Origin of the sequence: Elioraea sp. (assembly GCF_022842375.1) — a bacterium.
Classification (GTDB): domain Bacteria; phylum Pseudomonadota; class Alphaproteobacteria; order Acetobacterales; family Acetobacteraceae; genus Elioraea_A.
In genome coordinates this window covers 24,014-44,573 of record NZ_JALHPR010000031.1, presented here as the reverse complement: position 1 = coordinate 44,573, position 20,560 = coordinate 24,014, and the positions used below count along the sequence as shown (strand labels likewise).

The window sequence follows — 20,560 nt, the reverse complement described above, 5'->3', positions numbered from 1 at the left end:
GCCACCCCCGCGGCCGGAGCCGCCGCCCGTGCGCCCGCCCGATGCCCAGCCGTGTGACATGGAGACGCAGTCCGGCGGCCGTGGGGTCACGCGCACGCGGCATTATCTCGGCAACCAGCCGGGCAACGTGACGCTCAACTACAACACCCGGATCGAGCCCGATCAGATCGACGTCTATTATCGGGGCGCGCTGATCAGCTCGACCCGGCGCCCGGTCAGCGGCGTCGGCGCCATCACCTTCCCGTATCGGCCGACGGGCGGCGGGCCCGAGGCGAACGTGGTCGAGGTGGTGGTGACGGGCTACGGGTTCACGACACGCTGGAGCTACACGATCGGCTGCCCACGCTGACGTGTCTTGCCGTCACCGCGGCTTCGACATGCCGCCGCCACGATGCTGGTGCTACACTGCGCGCATCATGAGCACATGGCTTCCACTCCGCCTTTCCGCCGCACTTCTGGCGCTCGTCCTGCCGATCGCTGCGTCCGCGCAACCTGCCGACAGCGCGGTTGCCGCCGTGCTGCGCCGGGCTGGCGTCGCGCCGACCGAGGGCGCGCTTGCCGGCACCGATCCCAAGGCGCGCGCCCAGGTGCTCGATGCCCTCGAACGCTCCTATCCGCTGCCACGCAACCTGCTCGACCGCGAGGATACGCCGCCGCCCAACGCAGGTGCGGTGATGGACCGGCTCGGCCTCGTCCGCCGCGATGGCGCGCCGGTGACCGACCTCAGCGGCCGCAGGCCGACCTCGCGGGAGATCGTCGATGCCCTCGGCCCGCGCTGATCGCATGCCCAGGCGTCTCGCACGCCGCGGCCTCCTCGTCGCGGCCCTGGCGCTGCTCGCCGCCTGCCAGTCGCCCAACCCGCAGGCTGAGCGCATCTCGCAGATGACCACGCGCGGCGTGGTGCTGACGGTGAATTTCGACCTCAACAGCTACGCGATCCGCCCTGACGCGCGCGAGGTGCTCGAACCCCTCGCCCAGGCGCTGGCCGACCCCGTGCTCGAGGGCTTCACCTATGACGTGAACGGCCACACCGACAGCACCGGCAGGCTCGGCCGCAACATGGCGCTGTCCGACCTCCGCGCCGCCTCGGTGGTCGATTTCCTGGCAGAGCGTGGCGTTGACCGCCAGCGCATGCGCCCGCAGGGGTTCGGGCCGCTGCAGCCGCTCACCCCTGCCACCCCGCGCGCGGCGGCCAACCGCCGCGTCGAGGTCTTCGCCGTCCCTCCAGCCCGCTGAACACACCATGCTCGCCCGGCTTTCCCGCTTTCGCCCCATCGCCCTCATCGCCGCAGCCGCACTCCTGCTCCAGGCCTGCGCTGCCACCAATGCGGGGGGAGAGCCGCTGAGCCCCGCGCAGCAGGACCTGCGCAGCCAGACGGACCGTTTCAACGATACGGTCGGCACCGGCGTGGTGGTCGGCGCGATCGCCCTCGGCATCCTCGGCGCCGTGCTTGGCGGGCGCGACAACCGCGCCGGCGGTGCAGCGCTCGGCGCCGCCGCGGGTGCGGCACTCGGCGGTGCGGCAGGCTACTACATCGCCTCGCGGAACGAGCGCTACGCCACGCGCGAGCAGGCAGCGAACGCACGCTTCGCCGCGGCGAACCGCGAGGCCAATGACCTCGAGCGCACCGCGATCGCAGCCGAGCAGGTGGCGAAGGAGAACCGGGCCCGCCTCGCCCAGCTCCAGGCCCGGTTCAAGGCGGGCCAGGCAACGGCGGCCCAGGTGCGCGCGCAGGCGCAGACGGCGCAGGCCGACCTTGGCCTGATGAACGATGCGATCGCCCATTCCCGCAAGGTCGAGAACGCGATGGCGCAGGACGGCGTGAGGGCCGAGGCCGCCCGCGTGGCCGAGAGCCGCCGTCGGATGGAGGACGCGGCGCGCGAACTCCAGGGCGCGCTTGCCCAGGTGCCGGCGGCATGATCGCGCGCGCCCTCGCCCCCCTCCTCCTGCTCGTCCTCGCCGCGTGCGCCACCAACACGCCGGCCGCGGAGCGCGGGTTCTTCTCGGGCATCGGTGCTGCCGCCTCCGGCGAGGACGAGCGCCAGGCTCGCGCCGTCGAAAGCCGCGCGCAGACGGCAGAGACCCGCGCCCTCGAGGCCCGCGCCGCTGCCGTGCAGGCGGAGCAGCGACAGGCCGCCTCGGCGTCCGCCGTGCGCGATGCCGAGCGGCGGCTCGCCACCCTCGAACGGTCGATCGCGCAGATGCGGCGCGATCTTGCCGCATCCCGCGCTGGCCGCCCCGAGGCGCAGGGCGCGGCACTGTCGGCGCGGATCGACCAACTCGACCGTGACCGCGCTGCCGCCGCCCGGCAGGCACAGCCCGACCCAGCGACGGCCCAGCGGCTCGAGCGCCAGGGCAGCGAGCTCAACCGCGCGCTCGAGGCCTATGGCAGGCTCTGAGTCAGCGATCTCTTATCCTCCGTCAAATAGCCATATCGCCCGTAACGTTTTCTTCAGCGCACAGGCCGATCCTCATCTCGAAGCCCGACCCCTGCATGAGCAGGAGGAACCGGGCCCGAAACGATATGAGGATGGCATGGCGATGAACGACGACACGCTGCACGTCGAGGAGCGGTTGCGGTTCCTGCGCATCGATGCCGATGCCCGTGCGGCGCTCGCTGCCTTCCGGCCGGTCATGGAGGCGAACTCCGCCGCCGTGCTCGGCCGGTTCTACGACCATATCGGTACCCACCCCGCCCTTGCCGCGATGTTCGGCGGGGCGGATGGCATCGCCCGCGCGCGGAACGCGCAGGCCAGGCACTGGCTCGGCATGTTCGAGGGGAAGTTCGACGCCGACTATACCGCCCGCGTGCGCCGCATCGGGCGCGTGCACGAAAAGATCGGCCTCGAGCCGCGCTGGTACATCGGCGGCTACGCGCTTGCTCTCGGTGAGCTCATGTCGCTTGCGGTCGATCGCCATCGCTGGAAGCCAGCGGCGCTGAAGGCAACGCAGACGGCCATCATCAAGGCCGTAATGCTCGACATGGACTATGCCATCTCGATCTACATCGAGGAGGGCAAGGCGAGCAACGCGCGCACCCTCGGCGCGCTGGCCGACGGGTTCGATGCCTCAATCGCGACCGCCGTGGCCGGCATCGGCGAGGCGGCAGGGCGGATGCGCCAGACCGCAGGGAGCATGACCGGCACGGCAGAGGGAACGACGGCGCGCGCGACAGCCGTCGCCGCTGCCTCCGAGCAGGCCTCGGTCAGCGTCCAGACGGTCGCTGCGGCAGCCGAGGAACTCTCCGCCTCGATCGCCGAGATCGGCCGCCAGGTGACGCGCTCGGCCGAGATCGCCGGCAGCGCGGTCGCGGAGGCGGAGCGCACGAACGCCACCGTCCAGGGGCTCGCCGCGGCGGCGCAGAAGATCGGCGAGGTGGTGCGGCTGATCGAGGGCATCGCCGGGCAGACCAACCTGCTGGCACTCAACGCAACCATCGAGGCGGCGCGTGCCGGCGAGGCGGGCAAGGGCTTTGCCGTCGTCGCGGGCGAGGTGAAGGCGCTCGCCGGGCAGACGGCCAAGGCGACGCAGGACATCGCCGCCCAGGTCTCCGCCATCCAGGCAGCGACCGAGGCTGCGGTCTCGGCGATCGCCGGCATCGGCGGCACGATCTCGGCGATCAGCGAGGTGACGACGGCGATTGCGTCGGCCGTCGAGGAGCAGGGTGCCGCGACGGCCGAGATTGCGCGCAACGTGCAGCAGGCGTCGGCTGGCACAGCCGAGGTGTCGGCCAATATCGCCGGCGTCACGATCGCGGCTTCGGAGACGGTGCAGGCAGCGTCGAATGTCCGCGATGGCGCAGAGGCCCTCGGCAACCAGGCCAGTGCACTGGATGCCGCCGCACGCGGGTTCCTCGCCTCCGTCCGCGCCGGCTGATCCCGTTCAGCGGCGAGGGGCGGCACCGAGGCCGGCGGCGGCGAGGATCTCGCGCTCCGCCACGTCAGCCGACGGCAGCCTGCCCGCGTTCGCTGCCTGCATGTGGCGGGCCGCGAGCGCGGCCAGCTCGGGCCCAAGCGCGAGGCGCCGCGTGCGCATCTCGCCCTCGACGATCCGCGCCTGCGCCGTGATCGCGGCTGCCTGCGCGCCGCCACCCTCGCGCACCGCGCGGAGATAGGCATCGAGCACCTGCGCGGTCGCGGCTGGCGTGTCGGCGACGCGGCGCTCAAGCGCGCCGGATGCCGCCGTGACGGTGCCGCGCGCGTTCTCCGGCACCACCACGGCCATGCCGTCGAGCAGGCCCTTCAGCGCGGTGAACACCGCGACGTTGCCGCGCGCGAGAGCCACCTGGCGGGCAAGCGTCGCCGCCGCCTCGATCTGCGCCTTCAGGGCTGCCGCCTGTTCCTCCGCCTGCGCCCGCGCCGCTTCGGCCAGCGCCGTCTCGACGCGCGCGAGCCCGTTGCGCACCGCAGGATCGGCCGTGTCGCGCTTCAACGCGGCAAGCAGTTCCGCGGGGTTCTCGGCGGCACTCTGCCGGCCGACCGCTTCCGCGGCGAAGGCACGGGCGAATCCGTCCGGGGCCGTATCGTCCACCGTCACGACGAGGCCAAGTGCCGCGCGGAACCCCACCATGCGGAGCGCGAGCGGCGCGCCGGTGCGCGGGTTGAACGGCGGATACTCCTCGCGGAGTGAGGAGCGCAGCCGCCCCTGGTCGGTCAGGAAATGCCCGCCGCGCGCGACCGGCCCGCCAGGCTGGCCGTGCGGGCGCCCGACGACGGTGAGGCGATAGGGCTCGACGACCCATTCGGCGACGTTGCCCAGCATGTCGTGCAGCCCGAGCGGGCCGGCCTTCAGGCTTCCCACGGGCCGTGCGCGGCCATCGGCCGAGGCGGGCCCGGCGAACCAGGCATGCGCGACAAGCCCATCGGGGAAGGGCGGCGTCGCTGCCGCGAATTCCCCCTCGCCCACCGAGGCGCCGCCTCGCGCGGCGTATTCCCATTCCTCCTCCGTCGGCAGGCGGACGAAGGCCACAGCGTCACCACGCTTCGGCAATTGCGCGCGCGCATTCGCCATCAGCCAGGAGGAGAGCTTCGCGGAGAAGGCCACCGCGTCGAACCACGACACCTCCGCCCGCGGCGCGCGGCCGGCGTCGGACGGCGTGGGGCAGGTTCCCTCCATCACCGCGGCATACTGGTCGCGCGTGATCTCGTACTTGCCGAGCCAGGTGACGCGCTTTCCCCCAAGCTCGAAGGGGCCGGCGACATGGGCGCGGCGGGGGAACTCGGCATAGTCGCTGCCCGTCTCGGGCTGGCCGAGGGTGACGGCGCGGTCGGCGAGCGGACCCTGCCCCATCGGCGTCTCGACCGGGCGGAAGGCGATGCGGCCGCCGCAGGGCAGCGGCAGCACGAGGTCATCGGCGAGCGGGGCTGGGTTCCACTGCGCGGGCGGCCAGGGGGCCTGCGCGAGTGCGGGCAGCGGCAGCGTCGCGATGAGCACGGCGATCACACGGTCACGCATCCCGCATCCCCTCCCCCGGTGCGATCGCGAGCGCACGCCGCGCCGCGAACACGGCAGCGACCAGCGCACCGGCAAGTGTGGCCGCAGCAGCGATGGCGATGTCACCCGCCCCGATCGCCGAGACAGGATGCCCCTCCGCCACGGCGAGATCGAGGCGGTTGATGAAGAGCTCGAGCCCGACCGCGAAGCCCGCGGCGACGGCGACGCCCGCGAGCGCGAACACCGCCGCCTGGGTGGCGGGAAACACCACGAGCCCGCGTGCGGGCAGCCCCATCAGCCGCAGCAGCGCGAGGTCGCGCCGCTTGCGCTCGACATTCGCGTAGAGCCCGACGGCGAGGCCGACGAGGTAGCCAGCGCCCGCGAGTGCGGCGATGGCGGCGAAGAGGGTCGCGAGGTTACGGTCAAGCGCGAGCAGGGCAGCGACATCCTCCGCCCGCGTCTCCGCCTCGATGCCCTGCGCGCGCAACGCGCTGTCGATCGCCACGACATCCTCGAGCCGCCGCGCATAGAGGCGGAACCCGGCATAGGCGCGGTCGGGTGCGGGGGCTGCATCGGCCTCCGGCGCGTCGGGGCCGATCGTCCCATCCTGGAAATCCTCGGCGAGCAGGAGCAGCGGCAGCGGCAGGAACGCCGCCTCGCGCCCGAAGGAGGCGAGCGGCGCGACGCCGGCGACCATGACGGTCACGCCCAGCGTCTCGCGCGCGCCCGCTACGATGCGGTCGACGCGCATGCGGATCGCGGCACCTGCGGCAACGCCGAGCTGTTCGGCAAGCGGGGCCGAGAGCACCACCGCGCGGCCCTCGGGCGCGGCGAGCCCGGCCAGCAGCGGATCGCCCGGCGCGGTGGCGAGGAGCTCCGCCCGCACGGGTGCGTCGGCGGCGTCGGGGCGGGCGAAGCCGCCGACGGCGGCGAGCGTGCGTGTGCGCGGCACGATGAAGGCGACATCGGGCCGCGCCCGCATGGCCGCGATGAAGGCCGCATCGAAGCTGCGGTTGGCGATGTTCACCACCTCGCGCGCCCGCGGGCTCTCCGTCAGCCCCTCGCGGATCGCCGAGACGATCCCGGCCTTCAACCCGGCAAGCACGATCAGGGGTGCCAGGATGGCGGCGATGCCGAGGATGGTGGCCAGCGACAGCCGCGCCTCGTGCCGCGCATCGGCCAGGGCGAGACCTGCCGCGAGGCGCGCGCTAGCCATGGGTGAGCGTCGTCCGGCTCTGCCCATGCACCGGCACCAATGGCACCACGGGCAGGCCGAAGCGGAGCGCCCGTTCCGGATCATGCGTGGCGAGCAGCAGGGCCGCACCCGAGGCGGCCGTCTCGCGTACCAGGAGGTCGAGCACGGTGTCGGCCATCTCGGGGTGGAGCGCGGCCGTGGGTTCGTCGGCGAGCACCAGCGCGGGGCGGTGCGAGAGCGCTCGCGCGATCGCCGCGCGCTGCCGCTGCCCGACCGAGAGGGACGCCGGCTTGCGGGCGAGCGTTTCGGTGATGCCGAGCGTGTGGGCGAGTGCTGCGATCCGTGCTTCGTCCTTGCGGCCGGAAAGGCGCTGCGGCAGGGCAATGTTGGCGCGCACGCTCACGAAGGGCAGCAGCGCGCCGGTCTGCAGCACGTAGCCGATGCCGCGGGCACGCAGCCTCGCCAGCGCATCGCCGTCACCCGCGCGCCAGAGGGCTGCGGCATCGGTGCCGGCGAGCGACAGCGCGGCGGCGCGATCAGGTGGCACGGCAAGGGCGGCGAGGTCGAGCAGCGTGCTTTTGCCGGAGCCGGAGGGCCCGGCGACGGCCACCGCCTCACCCGCGCGGAGCACGAAACGATCCACCTCCAGCACAAAGGCGCCGCCCCCTTCCCCGTTCGTGCGCGCGAGGCCCTGGATCAGCAGGGCCGGCGATGCAGTCAAGGGAGGGCCGAGAGAGGGACGGGATACATCGCCTCGTTCGGGTTGCGCGCGCCGTCGAGGTTCACCCAGAGCTCCGGCTGGCGGGCGAAGGTCTCGTAGAGGCGAAGCTTGGACGAGAGGCCGTTGATGATCTCGCGCCGCGCACCTGCCCCCATCGTCACCCACTCATCCTCCGAGAGGCCCATGATGGCGGAGCGGTAGGGCAGGCCCTCGAGATACTCGCCGAACACGCCGGCGACGCGCTGGAGCTCGGCGATGCGCCTCGGATCCCGCGAGAGGGCAGCGGCGAGCCCGCGCAGGCGCCCGAAGAACGTTTCGGGAGCGAGGCGCCCCGCGGTGCCCGCCTCGATGATGCCACGCAGCGTGGCGGCAAGGTCCGACAGCTGGTTGCGCGTCAGCAGCACGCGCACCTCCACAGGCCGGCGGATCGGCGAGGGGTTCGTCCAGTCCTCGTCCACCGTGAAGCTGCGCACGACATCGGGAACCGAGGCGGCGTTGGCCCGGCCGAGATAGGAGAGCCGCATCGCGTGCGCGACAACGGCGGTCTCCTCCGCGATCCGGCTCGGCTGGGCACCCTGCGCCGGCGCGATGCCGGCGATCGGGCGCCCCACCGTCTGCGCCACCTGTGCGAGGATCGCATCGGCGAGCGTATCGACCACCGCGCCGAAATCCTCCACCCGCCCTTCCGGCACGGGGTAGTAGAGCGGGCCGACGCCCGGGAAGTCGGTCAGCGTGCGGTACTGCCGCTCGGCCTTCGCGTGGTTCTCGCGCCCCTCCGGCGTCTGGAGGTGGATGGCGTAGATCGCCACCTGCTTGATCTCGGAGCGTGCGAGCGTGCGCACGTTCTCGACCGTGAGCCCCGTCGTCGCCGCAGGGTCAGGCGGTTCGCGCGCGCCGGCATCGGTGATCAGCACGACATAGCGGCCGCCGAATTCCGACCACTTCACCTCGTCCAGCGCCGTCGTGATGCCGGCGAGCGCATCCTCGTCGAACGCGCCGGACGACACCTCCGCCTCACGCACACCCTCGACGCGGCGGAGCAGCGCATCGGGCGCCTCGCGGAAATCCGGTGCGGCGACTAGGCGCGTGACGTATTCGAGCCGCGGCCGCCCCGCGGTCGAGCCGCGATAGGCGACCATGCCGAAGCGGAAATTGTCGCGCACCGCCGTGTCGCCGATGCGCTTGACGACGCGCGCGATCGCCTCCCGCGTGCGTGCGATGTAGGGCTCCATCGAGATCGTGGTGTCGACCACGAACACGACGGCACCCTTGAAGTCGCGCAGCGCCTCGGGGCTCTGCCGGGGTGCGGCCTCGCGCGCCGGAGCGCTGATCACCTCGAGCAGCCGTGCCGAGGGGCCGCGCTCGGGCTCCATCATCCGCGCGGAAAGGACGGGCAGCAGGTAGAAGTTGCGCGTGATGTCGACGAAGGTCTCCGGCTCCTTCGCGATCACCGGGCCGGTGCCGTCAGGGCTCTCGGCGGCGGCGCGGAAGGCTGCACCGCGCGCGGCACGGTCGGGCGCGCTCCAGGCCTCGCGCACCGTCTCGCCATCGCGGAAGAACAGCGCGCGGTCACGCCCCGCCGGGTTGGTGAAGGCCAGCACCATCGTGTGGCGCCACGGGATTGCGCGGTCGGCGCGGATGAAGCCGGCAGTGCGCCCGTCCGCCCCCTCGCCGACCTCGAGCCACGCGGCCTCGCCCTCGCCGCCGCGGGCGTAGACGTAGAACACGCTGAAGCCCGGAATGGCGCGGCCCGTCGCGTCGGGCCGCGGGCGGAGCGTCGCACCGGGGCGGGTGATGACGCGTTCGTAGAGCGTCGTCGTTCCCTCGATCGTCATCGGCCGGCGCTGCTGCGCCTCGGCCCCGCCTGGAACAAGGTGAGCGGGTGCGAGGACGAGGAGTGCCAACAGCAGGCGGCGGATCAGCATCACGGCCAGAACTCCCGAAGCGCTTCGGCTGCCGTCACGTTGCCCACGGCGGCAGCGGCCTCAAGATACGCCTTCAGCGCCTCGCGATGGGCCAACACCTGCGTGTCCCCCGCGAGTGCCGCGCGACGATAGTAGTCAGCCGCCTGGCGCATATCGGGCGAGGTGAAGGGGCGGCCGGCGACGAAGCCGTTCGGATCGTAAAGGCGCCCGAGGGCAGTGAGAGCCGGCGCGATGCCGCGATCGGCCGCTTCCTCGAACAGCAGCAGTGCATCGTCATGCCGCCCTGCCGCCTGGCGACGGAGGGCGACGGCGAGGATGCCGGCGGGGCTCGGCGCGCGCGTTACCACCTCGGCCGGCGTCAGCCCATCGGTTCCCTCCGGCCATTCCGGCGCGGCGGGTTGCGGCGGCGGGCCGGCTGGAGGAACCGCCGCGACGGGCGGCACCTCGCGCGTGCTCCACCACCACCACGCCCCGCCGGCGCCCGCGGCGAGGACGAGCAGGGCCACGAGCACGAGGGGCCAGCGCGGCCTGGGCTCCACCGGGGGTGGCGGCGGCGGTGGCGGCGGCGTGACAACGCGGGTGGTCTCGTCATCCACCGGAGCCGGGCGCTTGGGCTTCTGCGCGGGCGGCGGCGGCGCTTTCGCACCGCCAAGCGCGAGCGCATCGTCGCCCGTGTCGTAAACGGGGATATCGGCAGGCCAGAACAGCGCGAGGTCGCGCCCGAGCGCCGGCAGCCGCAGCATCAGCGGCCCGGGCTCGACATGGCGCACGAGGGCTGGCGGCAGCACGAGAACGGGTGCGCCGCCCTCCTCCTCGACGGCCAGCGGGTCGAGCACCGCCTCGCCCACCTGCCAGCCGCGCGGGCCGAGATGTCCGGCGGCGTAGCCCTCGCGCAGCAGGCAGAAGCGGAGGTCGCCGCCCGTGGCAACACCACGGAGGACGATGCGCGCATGCCCGAGCGGGCGGGCGGTGTCGGCTTCTGCGCGAAGCGGCGGTGCCATGGTGGCGCCTGCCCTCAGGCCGCCGTGCGCAGCGTGGCGAGCAGCCGGCCGAGCCGCGCATTCGCATCGGAGTCGACGCGCCCGCCGAAGGCATGGTCGACATTCAGGTCGATCAGCTTCGCAAGCCCCGTGATCCAGTCGATCGTGAAGTTGGTCTCGAACGGCAGCGGCGTGGCGCCAAGCACGGGGACGGTCTCCGCTGCCTCGCGCGCGGCGAAGATCGCGCGCCCGTCGCGCTGCACCTTCGGCCGCTGCGCCTCGGCATCGGCGTCGAAGCCGAGCCAGGCGACGTGATCGTTGATCGCGCGCTCGGCCACCATCACCGGGCGCGTCAGGCTTTCCGAGAGGCGTTCGTGGAAACTCGACAGCGCGCGGATGCGGCGGGCGATCTCCTCGCGCAGGCCACGCGTCGCCGCCCCGGTTTCCACCTGAGTCGCGACGAACACCGACGCCTCGCGCGGCAGGCGCAGAACGGTAGCGGTGGCAGGATCGTCGGCGAAGGCGCCGAGACGCTCACCCCATTCCTCGAGCGCGGCTTCCGCCAGCCTGTCGGCCATGTCGCGTGCACGCGCCTGCGGGGTTGGCGGTGCAGGCTCCTCCCCGAACAGGCCGGCGAGCTCGCCCGCAAGATCGGCCTCGGCCACCGCGGCACCGACGATGGGGGCAGGCGCGCTTTCCTCGGGGGCGGCAAGGACGAGCCGGGTAAACGAGGCCTGCAGCGCCTCGGCGTCCACCATCATCGCCTTCAGCACCAGCCCGAAGCGCTGCGCGGCCGCGGCACCGGCAAGCGCGCGGGCGGCCTGGGCACCCTCGGTGCGGCGCTTGGTCCGTTCCGCCTCGCGATCGTCGCTGACATGGAACGGATCGAGCCTGCCGGCCATCGCCTTCGCGAGAACGCCGAGCCTGGCGGCGACCTGGCCGCGCTTCAGCGCGGGGTTGCACACCGGGGCGAGCCTGGTCGCGAGCCAGGTGATGCCACCGTCGTTCAGCGCCATCGCCTCGTCCCACGCCTTCGCCGGGTCAGCGAAGTGGCGTCGCACGGCTTCCGTCGCGATGAACTCCTCGCGCATCCGCGCCATGCGCTCAGGCTCGCGGAGTGCCACCTCGCGCCGGTCGGCGTCGTAGTCGAGCAGGCCCTTGGCGATGAAGTTCGGGTTGCGCAGCCAGAACGTGTTGTCGAACGCACGGCCCGGCACCCACTCAACCGGCCACTGGTGATCGAGGGCGAGGAAGCGCGTGATGTTGGCCTGGATGCGCGCGGTCCAGCGGTTCATCCCCAGGCTCTCGCCCACGTCGGACTTCCCGTGTGCCTCCTCGAACTCCATGTCGAACTTCGACAGCACCAGGAACAGCGCGGTGGGGTGCTTCGCCCGCTCCTCCGGTGTCGCGCCATGCGTGGCATCGACCCATTCGCGCACCATGCCTGGCAGCGTGCGCACGTCCTGGTTCGACGGGCCGATGCACAGCAGCATCGCCGTCAACTCCTGGTCGGCGACGTAGCGCTGGTAGAGATACGCCACCTTGCCGCGTAGATAGAGGGGGGCGAGCTTCGTCGGGTCGGACAGATACTCCACCGGATCGTTCAGCACCTCGCGTGAGCGTGCGCCGGGGAAGTCGAGCAGGTCGGTCGCGCCCATGAAGTCCCACGGCTGTTCGGCGAGCGTCAGGCGCAACTCGGCGATCAGTGCGGTGACGATGGCGCGCGGCAGGCTCGCGCTCCGCCCAGCCCGTGTCGCGACGGTGAGCGGGTTCGCGGCATCCGGTTCCGCCAGCGTATCGAGCGTGTCGACGTTGATGACGCTGATCTCGCGCGGCAGCAGCGCTGCGAGCGGCAGGAACGCCTCGTCAGGATCGCCGAGCGCCTCGAGCGCCTCGGTCAGCCGCCGCGCCGTGGTGGTGTAGGCCGGCAGCAGGTTCCAGAGCGGGGCGAAGAGCTCGGCGCGATCGGCCACCGACAGCGATGGGGCGAGCGACGCCGCCTCGCGCCAATAGGCGCTGCCGAGGGCGAGGATGACGGGGTGGCCGCGGAAGTAGCGCTCGAAATACTCCTGCAGGTCGAACACCAGGTCCTCGTGCATGCCCTGGGCGGGCGCGGCCTTGGCGCGGGCGCGCAAGGACTCGAGGTGCTTGGCCAGCACCTCCGGGGTGAGCGGGGCGACCTTGTCGCGGTTGAAATCCTCGAGGAAGGAGTTGCCGAGGATCTTCACCACATCGGTCTGCGTCAGCATGCGCACCGCGACGGGGGCACCAGGAAGTCCCGGTGTCGGCCGCATCGTGAAGCGGGTGACAAGCCCGGTCGCCTCCTTGCCACCTTCGGGGTTGATCCGGCGCACGAAGTCGACCGTTTCGGTCTCAAACACGGCATTGACGGGGCTCGTCCCCTTCCGCGCCAGCGCCGAGATCAGGTAGCTCTTGCCCGCCTGGGAGGGGCCGAACACCGAGACGCACATCGGCCGCTGCGCGGCCGCCGCGAGCTTGCGCGCGGCCAGCCCGAAGCGGCGGAAATCGCGCGCGAGCGCAGGCCCCGCCTCGCGCACGATCGCCGCGTTCTCGCCAATCCAGCCGAGCGCGCCGGTCGCCGCCTCGGCCACCTTGGTGCAGCGGGCGGCAAGGGCCGCATCCTCCTCGCTCGTCATCACCTGGCTCATGGCACGCTCAGCGCCCCCGTATCGCGCCAGTAGCCAGCTTCCTCCTCGAGCGTCTGCAATCTCAGCGTCACCTCCGACGTGCGCAAATTGTCGCCCTCTGCGTCGACCACCTCGGTGATGCGGAAATCCTCCCGTTTCAGCTCCGCATCGGCCCGCTCGGGGTCGATCTCCGCCCGCTCGACCGTCACGGTCAGCGGCAGCGAGAGGCGGCGGACCGAGGCTGGGTTGGCGAATTCCATGCGGTAGAGCCGCGTTGCCGTCCATCGTTCGAGGTCGAGCTGGCGGAAGCCGAGGAAGGCTGGTGCGGCGAAGGGAATGCGGAACGAGGCGCCCTCGCCTTGCGGCTTGGCGGCAAGGTCAGCGTCGCGCAGCAGCACGTTGGCATCGCGGATCTGCCCCGTCTGGTCCATCAGGCCGATGAACTTCGCGGTCGATGTCATGCCGAGCTTGGAGGCGCGCAGCAGGAAACCCTCGAGCCGCCCCTCGGCGGTGGCCGAGATCATCGCGCCGACGGCCGCCGTCGTCTTGGGGTCCGACACGTGGCCGGCGGCATCGCGGAAGGGGAACCATTGCTCGATCGCGTAGCCGTCCATCGCCACCACCTTGTGCGGCGGCACCGGCAGGCGGCTGATCACCATGTCCTTCACCGCGCGCAGCCGCGAGGGGCGGCCAGAGAGCAGCAGCACGTCGACATCGAAGGCGTGCACCACCTCGGTCAGCTCGGCGAGGACGGGGCCGAGGGCAGCGACGATCACGGCATCGACCTGTGCGGCGGTCGCGGAGAAGGTGACGGTATCGAGCGAGAAACCCTTCGCCCCGCGCGCTGCGGCCTGATCATCGAGATGCGCGATGGCGCGGCTGCCGGCGGGAAGCCCGGCGAGCAGCGCGGCCGCGTCGGCGCGGAGCACCTCGCCCCCTTCCCGCCCGCGCAAGCCCTCGTAGGCCCGCAGCACCGCAAGTCCGATGGGTTCGAGCACGAGGGCGACGAACTGGCGCGCGAGATGCCGCTCCTGCTCGCTCTGCCCAGCCCTTGCGCCTGCGAGCAGTTCGCGCAGCAGCGCCTTCGGGCCGGTGGTGCCGGCGGCAGCGAGCGCTGCCTCGAGCTGCGGCAGCAGGATGGTCTGGATCACCGCCTGCAACACCTCGTCGCCGGCAATGCGGAAGCCCTCGCGGAAGTTCTGCGTGGGCGTGATCGCCTGGCCGTCACCGGCCGTGTAGGTGGCGATCATCAGGTCGGTCGTTCCGCCGCCGATGTCGATCGAGGCGATGCGGAGCGAGGGCTGCGCGCCGTAGCGCGGCCGCACGCGGCCCTTCAGCCCGAACAGCAGCTTCGGGTCGGAGCGGAGCTTCCAGCGGCACTCGTTGTAGAGCCAGACGAGCTGCGTGGCCGTCGCCTCGTCGAGGTTGGCGATGATCTCGGGCTTCTGCGCCGGGCGCGGCAGGGCGGCATCGGCCCCCTCCTCGCTCCACCCCATGAGCCGCCAGGCGAGGTCGACGGCGGCCCGCGCCCGGTCCTTCAGGATGCGCTGTTCGGCGAGCGGCATGGCGGGCGGCAGCGTGAGGACAAGGCGGCGAAGGCGCCGCGGCACGTGAACGGAGCCGCGCTGGCTCCTGATATCCGGCGCGTTCATCTGCACCGCTGCCTGCATCAGGATCTCGGTCAGCATGAACATCGTCAGCGATGATCGGCTGAACCGCGCGCGTGAGGCGGCGGCGAGGCGGTGGCGGATGGTTTCGAGAACCTCGCCCTCCTCGCTCACATGCTCCATGAAGGGGCCGGTGACGGGAGGCTCGGTCGTGGTGCCGTCGGAGCCGATGCCGTTGAACCGCCAGGCGAGGGCGGTGGGGCGCGTGTCCCAGAGATAGCGCTTGGGGCTGGAGAGGCCCGTCGCCCCCTCGTTGCCGCGGGCGTCGGCCGAGAGGCGCACAGCCTCCGGGCCCACGCGCACGGGGCTTGCCCAGTGGAACGCGTTGGGGCGGCCGGAGCGGCGGGAGGCAGCGTCGCGCCCGAAGGAGGCGCGGGCGAACTCCACGCGACTCTCGAAGGGCTGGTCGTAGGTGCGCTCGGGCGCGGAGAGGTCGCGCAGGCGAAGCACGTAGCCGTTGTTGAGGTCGAGCGGACGGTCGGGGTGGTCCTCGACCACGATGCCGCACGTGCGCGCATTGCCGATGTCGAGAACAAGGTCGACGTCGATCGGCCGATAGGCGGCGACGGGGCCCGAGGAGGCCATCACCTTTACCCTGGGCATCAACCCAGCCTCGTCGAGGATGGCGAGCAGGGTGAGCACCCGCGCCCAGTGCTCGGCCCGCCAGGGCAGGTCCTCTGGCCGCAGCGGCCGGCCGCCGCGGGCAGCCTGGCGCGCCTCGCGGAAATTCGCATCCAGCCACTGGTCGACCCAAGCTTCCTTCAGGAACCACGCATTCTGCGCGCCGGTGACGGCGAGGGCATATTCGGTCTCCTCGGGCGTCGGCGCGAGCGCGACATAGGGGCGGCCTGGCTGGCGGGCCATCAGGCCCGTGTCGAAGGCGAGCGTGATGGCGTGCGTGTTGCCGGCCCTGTCAGGGGCGGGCAGTGGCACGATGCGGATGCGCGCCCAGTTCGCCGGCCCATCGTCGAGCGCGAGGCCGCCATCGGGGCGCGGTCCGGTGACGCGGAAATAGGGCAGCGGCGTCCAGGTTCCGAGCGCGGGTTCGAGCGCCTGGGTGCGGCCGATCTGGTAGATGCGGTCATCCGGCGGGCGGGTTCCCGTCACCGGGTCGAACAGCGTGCCGTCGGGGTCGGCCTCGAGCGCGCGGAGGATGATGCGCGGGCGGCCATCGGGGCCGGGGTCCTCGCGCAGCTCCTCCTCCCAGAACGGGCGGGTCAGCCGCGGCAGGGCGGCGAGGTCGCAGCGGAGGTCGACGATCTGGATGCCGCTCTGCGGCACGAGGCTGACCAGCGGCCGCGGCTGCGAGGACCTGGGGGGGAAAGGGGACTCTGGTGGCACGTGAGGATCCGGGGCGCTCTCATGTTTGCGGCGCGACGCCGCCGGTTGTGACGCCGCCTGTTGTGCCGGGGGATCATGGCGGAACCAAGCCGCCCCGCCAAGCAGAGCGCGGCGGGCAGGGCCAGGACCGGCCGGCACGGATCACGACCCTGGATTGTCCGGTCAGGGCGACCGTCCCGTCCACCGCCAAACCTTAACACTCCTTTAACAGTTCCGACGCGGCAGACTTCGCGAGCGCGAGGCACCTTCCCGGCCAAGCCATCCGGGAATCGCTCAGGGGGAGCCATCACGCATGTCCATCGAACTCGTCTCGACGACCGCCTTCACCTTCGACCATGACGTCATCGCCTCCGCCGCGAAGAACGCAGAGGTTGCGGCCTTCGACAACGCGACGGGCCTGATCTTCATCGCAGCCCCAGCCGGCGTCGATGTGCTCACGCAGGCCGGAACCCTGGTCGGGACGATCGCCACGGCCGGCCTCGGCGCCGTCAACAGCGTCGCGGCCAAGGACGGCGTCGTCGCCGTCGCCCTCGAGGCGGTTCCCAGGACCGACCCCGGCAAGGTGCTCGTGCTCGACGTGAGCTTCGCCGGCGGCGCCTTCAGCGCGACCCAGCGCTACGTCGCCGAGGTCGGCGCCCTGCCCGACATGATCACCTTCTCGCCCGACGGCACGAAGCTGCTCACCGCGAACGAAGGCGAGCCGAACAGCTACAACCAGGCCGACAGCGTCGACCCGGAAGGCTCGGTCTCGATCATCGACGTCGCGACCGGGGCGGTGACGACGGCCGGCTTCACCGGCTTCAACGGCGAGATGGATGCGCTGAAGGCTGCGGGCGTGCGCATCTTCGGGCCGAACGCGACGGTGGCGCAGGACCTCGAGCCGGAATACATCGCGATCTCGTCCGACGGCGCGACGGCCTATGTCACGCTGCAGGAAGCCAACGCGATCGCGGTGCTCGACATCGCCAGTGCGACGTTCACCAGGATCATGCCGCTCGGCTTCAAGGATCATTCGCTTCCTGACAACGCGTTCTCGGTCAATGACCAGGACAACGTGTTCCTGCCGCAGAACTACCGCGTCCTCGGCATGTATCAGCCCGACGGCATCGTCTACGCCGAGTTCGGCGGCACAGGGTACCTGATCACCGCCAACGAGGGCGATGCGCGCGACTATACCGGCTTCACCGAGGAGGTCCGCGTCGGCTCGGGCTCCTACCAGCTCGACCCGGCCGTATTTCCCGATGCCGCAACGTTGAAGCAGAACGTGAACCTTGGCCGCCTCACGGTGACGAACGCGACGGGCGATACCGACGGCGACACGGATTTCGACGCGATCTATGCCTTCGGCGGCCGGAGCTTCACGGTGTGGAGCACCGATGGCGAGCTCGTGTTCGACAGCGGCAACATGCTCGACGAGATCATCGCGACGCGCTTCCCCGCGCTCTATGACGAAAACCGCGACGACAACAAGGGCGTCGAGCCGGAGAGCGTCGCGATCGCGACGGTGGGCGGCAATGACTACCTCTTCGTCGGGCTTGAGCGCGCCAACACCACCCTCGCCTTCCGCATGGACGGGCCGACGGAGTTCACCTTTGCCGGCAGCCTCTCGACCGCCGGCGACAGGGCGCCGGAGGCGATCACCGTCATCCCCGAAACCGCGACGACGCCGGCGACCCTCATCGTGCCGAACGAGGCATCGGCCACGACGACGGCCTATGCCCTTGGGGAGACCTTCACCCTCACCCTGCTGCACCACGCCGATTTCGAGGGCAACACGAACGCCATCGCCGATGCGCCGCGGCTGGCCGCCCTGTTCGACTTCTTCGATGACGCGCCGAACACGCTGAAGCTCTCGGGCGGCGACAACTGGATCCCCTCGCCCTGGTACAACGCCCAGGTTCCCGCCAACGCCGCGGCGCTGAAGCCCGCGCTTCAGGCGGTGTACGAGGAGCTGCTCGGCCTGCCGAGCGGCAGCCTCACCGGCCTCGTCCTCACCCCCGGCGCGATCGACCAGGCGATCCTGAACGTCATCGGCATTGATGCGTCGGCGATCGGCAACCACGAGTTCGACCAGGGCACGGCGCAGATCGCGCGCATCATCGAGTTCGCCGCCAACGCCGCGCTGTCGGGCGACCCTGCCCTGTTCGAGCTCGGCGACATCACCAACATCGGCGCTCTCTACCCCACGCTCACGGCGAACCTGAACTTCCTCGCCAATGCCGACCTGTCCGACAGCTTCACCGCCGCGCTGCTCGACAGCCTCGCCTTCACGATCACCGACCTCTCCTCGGGCGACGCGATCGCGGCCAACCTGCCGGCCAATGGCAAGCCCAAGCTCGCACCGTTCTCCACGGTGGAGGTCGGCGGCGAGACGATCGGCATCGTGGGCGCCACGACGCAGCGTCTCGCCTCCATTTCCTCCCCCGGCACGGTGACGGTCGAGGGCGGGGCGACGGGCGACAACATGCCCCTGCTTGCGTCGCAGCTTCAGGGCGAGATCGATGCGCTGACGGCCGCGGGCGTGACCAAGATCATCCTCGTCAGTCACCTCCAGGATTGGCGCAACGAGCAGGAGCTCGCCGGCCTGCTCACGAACGTCGACATCATCCTCAGCGGCGGGTCGGATGCGATCTTCGCGAACCCGTCCGATGTACTGAAGCCAGGCGACGTTGCGGTGAACCCCTACCCGCTGGTTCTGACCGGCGCCGATGGCCTGCCGGTGCTGCAGGTGAACACGGATGGCCAGTACAACTACCTCGGCCGTCTCGTCGTCACCTTCGACGCTGATGGCGTGATCATCGTCGGTGACCTGAACATGACCGACCCGACGGCGAGCGACTACAGCGGCGCCTATGCCGCCACCGACGCGGTGGTCGCCGGCTTGTGGGGTGCGGAAAACCCCTACGCCGACGGCACGCTCGGCGGCCAGGTGAAGACGCTCACCGACGCGGTGAACACGATCATCGGCGAGAAGCTCGCCAACGTCGCCGGCTTCACCGATGTGTTCCTCAACGGCCTGCGCGGCGATGTGCGTAACCAGGAGACGAATTTCGGCAACCTGACAGCCGACGCCAACCTCTTCGCCGCGAAGCAGTTCCTGGCCGATACCCCAGGAACGGTGCCGGACGCACCGATGGTGTCGCTGAAGAACGGCGGCGGCATCCGTGACGGCATCGGCCTGCCGCTCGGCGTCGATGGTCCCGAGCCGCCGGTGGGTGGGCGCGTGACGCAACTCGACATCGAGACGGCGCTCGCCTTCAACAACGCACTCGTGATCGTGCAAAGCACCGCAGCAGGCCTGCTCGCGCTGCTCGAGCATGGCGTGGCGAACGCGGGCACCACCAACGGGCGCTTCCCGCAGGTCGGTGGCCTCTCCTTCAGCTACGACACGAGCCTGCCGGCGGGCGACAGGATCCTCTCTCTCGCCATTCTCGGCGAGGATGGCACACCGGCCCTCGCCCTGGCGAAGGACGGCGCTCTCATCGTGCCGGCCGAGACGAAGATCAACATCACCACGCTGAACTTCCTCGCCGGCGGTGGCGATGGCTATCCCTTCACCACCGCGCGCGTGCCTGGCACGACGGACGTGCCTTTGTTCGCGCCCGCCTCCACGCCCGGCTTCGACGTGCCCGGCTACGAGCAGAACGCCCTGGCCGAGTATCTCGCAACGTTCTTTGCCACGCCCGACGAAGGCTTCGGCGCGGCGGACACGGGGCGCGACGCCGATACACGCATCCAGAACCTCGCCTTCCGCGAGGACACGGTGCTCGACGGGATCGACTTCGGCGAACCGGCCGTGATCGAGTTCTCGCTGTTCCAGGATGCGACGATCCCCGGCCGTCCCGAGCTGCTGTGGACGGGCGGGCTCGTGAGCCTCGCCCTCACCGATGACGACGGCAACGACACGACCGGCCCCCTCGCCCGCCTCTCCGAGGAGGACGGCAACGTCGCGGTGTTCGGGGCCGATTTCGCCAACGGCGTCTCGGTGCTCGCCAACGATCCGCTGATCTCCCTCACCTGGGACGATGGTGCGGCGGTGCTGACGCATGCCGCACCATGGAACGCGATCAAGGTGCTGACGGTGAGCGACTTCACCGGCGAAGCCCTCACCCTCGCCGGCTGGGTCGACGTCGACGTGAACCTCGGCGCCCTCGACACCGATCTCGCGCTCACGGTCGATGGCTCCAAGCGCGGGTCGATCGAGACGGGCGCGGGCGACGACACGATCGTCATCGGTGCCGACAGCAACGAGCGGGTCTGGTCGAACCTGTTCGTGATCGACACCGGCGCCGGCGATGACAGCGTGACCATCGACGGGGCAACCGAGGCCTACGCTGCGCAGAGCTTCGCGCAGAGCTTCTTCGATGCCTTCGCCACCGTCGAGGTGAAACTCGGCGAGGGTGACGACGACTACTCCGGCACGGGCCGCGACACGGCGGTCTACGAGGGCGCGATCGAGGACTACGTGATTACCGCCACCGAGGACGGGTTCTCGGTCGAGGACATCAACCTGGAGAACGGCGACGAGGGAACCGACACGCTCTCGGGCATCGCCTTCTTCCGCTTCGGCGGCACGACCTACGCTGCCGACGAAGTCTTCGCCTGATCCGAGGGAAAGGGGGCCTCTGCCCCCTTTCTCTTTGACCATT

The 20,560-nt window shown here is 71.2% G+C and carries 14 protein-coding genes; 7 read left to right on the top strand and 7 right to left on the bottom strand.

Annotation, left to right across the window (positions count from 1 at the left end):
- From Q0C38_RS19820 to Q0C38_RS19795, 6 genes are all read left to right on the top strand, one after another.
- Window positions 1-349 (top strand): hypothetical protein (locus Q0C38_RS19820; protein ID WP_291298862.1); only part of this gene is annotated, 349 nt, incomplete at its 5' end.
- Between the two features lie 67 nt (window positions 350-416).
- Complete coding sequence (locus Q0C38_RS19815; RefSeq protein WP_291298861.1) at window positions 417-779, top strand: hypothetical protein; 363 nt, start codon at window positions 417-419, stop codon at window positions 777-779.
- Window positions 780-783: 4 nt separating this feature from the next.
- Window positions 784-1,236 (top strand): OmpA family protein, encoded by a 453-nt coding sequence (locus Q0C38_RS19810; protein WP_291298860.1) that lies wholly within the window; start codon window positions 784-786, stop codon window positions 1,234-1,236.
- 7 nt (window positions 1,237-1,243) lie between these two features.
- The gene (locus Q0C38_RS19805) at window positions 1,244-1,921 is read left to right on the top strand and encodes a glycine zipper 2TM domain-containing protein (RefSeq protein WP_291298859.1); all 678 of its coding nucleotides are present in this window, start codon (window positions 1,244-1,246) and stop codon (window positions 1,919-1,921) included.
- Window positions 1,918-2,400, top strand: a complete 483-nt coding sequence (locus Q0C38_RS19800) for a hypothetical protein (protein WP_291298858.1) — start codon at window positions 1,918-1,920, stop codon at window positions 2,398-2,400. Before Q0C38_RS19805 ends, Q0C38_RS19800 begins: the two co-directional genes overlap by 4 nt.
- A 136-nt stretch (window positions 2,401-2,536) precedes the next feature.
- Window positions 2,537-3,877 carry a globin-coupled sensor protein gene (locus Q0C38_RS19795; protein WP_291298857.1) on the top strand — a complete coding sequence of 447 codons (1,341 nt, stop codon included), beginning with the start codon at window positions 2,537-2,539 and terminating at the stop codon, window positions 3,875-3,877.
- 6 nt (window positions 3,878-3,883) lie between these two features.
- Here the strand turns inward: Q0C38_RS19795 and Q0C38_RS19790 are convergent, their stop codons facing one another.
- Genes Q0C38_RS19790 through Q0C38_RS19760 form a run of 7 tightly spaced genes read right to left on the bottom strand, consistent with a single transcriptional unit; the run spans window position 3,884 to window position 15,851 of the window.
- Window positions 3,884-5,455 carry an SUMF1/EgtB/PvdO family nonheme iron enzyme gene (locus tag Q0C38_RS19790; RefSeq protein ID WP_291298856.1) on the bottom strand — a complete coding sequence of 524 codons (1,572 nt, stop codon included), beginning with the start codon at window positions 5,453-5,455 and terminating at the stop codon, window positions 3,884-3,886.
- Entirely contained in the window at window positions 5,448-6,650 is a 1,203-nt protein-coding gene (locus Q0C38_RS19785) for an ABC transporter permease (protein WP_291298855.1), read from the bottom strand. Before Q0C38_RS19785 ends, Q0C38_RS19790 begins: the two co-directional genes overlap by 8 nt.
- A complete protein-coding gene (locus Q0C38_RS19780) occupies window positions 6,643-7,350 on the bottom strand; it encodes an ABC transporter ATP-binding protein (protein ID WP_291298854.1) in 708 nt (235 codons plus the stop codon). The genes Q0C38_RS19785 and Q0C38_RS19780 overlap by 8 nt, the downstream gene beginning before the upstream one ends.
- Window positions 7,347-9,275: a vWA domain-containing protein gene (locus Q0C38_RS19775; RefSeq protein ID WP_291298853.1), complete on the bottom strand. Its 1,929-nt coding sequence runs from the start codon at window positions 9,273-9,275 to the stop codon at window positions 7,347-7,349. The genes Q0C38_RS19780 and Q0C38_RS19775 overlap by 4 nt, the downstream gene beginning before the upstream one ends.
- Window positions 9,275-10,276, bottom strand: a complete 1,002-nt coding sequence (locus Q0C38_RS19770; RefSeq protein ID WP_291298852.1) for a hypothetical protein — start codon at window positions 10,274-10,276, stop codon at window positions 9,275-9,277. Before Q0C38_RS19770 ends, Q0C38_RS19775 begins: the two co-directional genes overlap by 1 nt.
- A 14-nt stretch (window positions 10,277-10,290) precedes the next feature.
- Window positions 10,291-12,924 carry a virulence factor SrfC family protein gene (locus Q0C38_RS19765; protein ID WP_291298851.1) on the bottom strand — a complete coding sequence of 878 codons (2,634 nt, stop codon included), beginning with the start codon at window positions 12,922-12,924 and terminating at the stop codon, window positions 10,291-10,293.
- Complete coding sequence (locus Q0C38_RS19760; RefSeq protein ID WP_291298850.1) at window positions 12,921-15,851, bottom strand: virulence factor SrfB; 2,931 nt, start codon at window positions 15,849-15,851, stop codon at window positions 12,921-12,923. Before Q0C38_RS19760 ends, Q0C38_RS19765 begins: the two co-directional genes overlap by 4 nt.
- 352 nt (window positions 15,852-16,203) lie before the next feature.
- Between Q0C38_RS19760 and Q0C38_RS19755 the strand changes: the two genes are divergently transcribed.
- Window positions 16,204-20,517, top strand: coding sequence for a choice-of-anchor I family protein (locus tag Q0C38_RS19755; protein WP_291298849.1), 4,314 nt, complete (start codon window positions 16,204-16,206; stop codon window positions 20,515-20,517).
- Window positions 20,518-20,560 lie beyond the last annotated feature (43 nt).

Excerpts from the sequence above, each read along its gene's own strand:
- Q0C38_RS19815 (WP_291298861.1), top strand. The coding sequence starts at position 417 with ATGAGCACATGGCTTCCACTCCGCCTTTCCGCCGCACTTCTGGCGCTC.
- Q0C38_RS19810 (WP_291298860.1), top strand. The coding sequence starts at position 784 with ATGCCCAGGCGTCTCGCACGCCGCGGCCTCCTCGTCGCGGCCCTGGCG.
- Q0C38_RS19805 (WP_291298859.1), top strand. The coding sequence starts at position 1,244 with ATGCTCGCCCGGCTTTCCCGCTTTCGCCCCATCGCCCTCATCGCCGCA.
- Q0C38_RS19800 (WP_291298858.1), top strand. The coding sequence starts at position 1,918 with ATGATCGCGCGCGCCCTCGCCCCCCTCCTCCTGCTCGTCCTCGCCGCG.
- Q0C38_RS19795 (WP_291298857.1), top strand. The coding sequence starts at position 2,537 with ATGGCGATGAACGACGACACGCTGCACGTCGAGGAGCGGTTGCGGTTC.
- Q0C38_RS19790 (WP_291298856.1), bottom strand. The coding sequence starts at position 5,455 with ATGCGTGACCGTGTGATCGCCGTGCTCATCGCGACGCTGCCGCTGCCC.
- Q0C38_RS19785 (WP_291298855.1), bottom strand. The coding sequence starts at position 6,650 with ATGGCTAGCGCGCGCCTCGCGGCAGGTCTCGCCCTGGCCGATGCGCGG.
- Q0C38_RS19775 (WP_291298853.1), bottom strand. The coding sequence starts at position 9,275 with ATGCTGATCCGCCGCCTGCTGTTGGCACTCCTCGTCCTCGCACCCGCT.
- Q0C38_RS19770 (WP_291298852.1), bottom strand. The coding sequence starts at position 10,276 with ATGGCACCGCCGCTTCGCGCAGAAGCCGACACCGCCCGCCCGCTCGGG.
- Q0C38_RS19765 (WP_291298851.1), bottom strand. The coding sequence starts at position 12,924 with ATGAGCCAGGTGATGACGAGCGAGGAGGATGCGGCCCTTGCCGCCCGC.
- Q0C38_RS19755 (WP_291298849.1), top strand. The coding sequence starts at position 16,204 with ATGTCCATCGAACTCGTCTCGACGACCGCCTTCACCTTCGACCATGAC.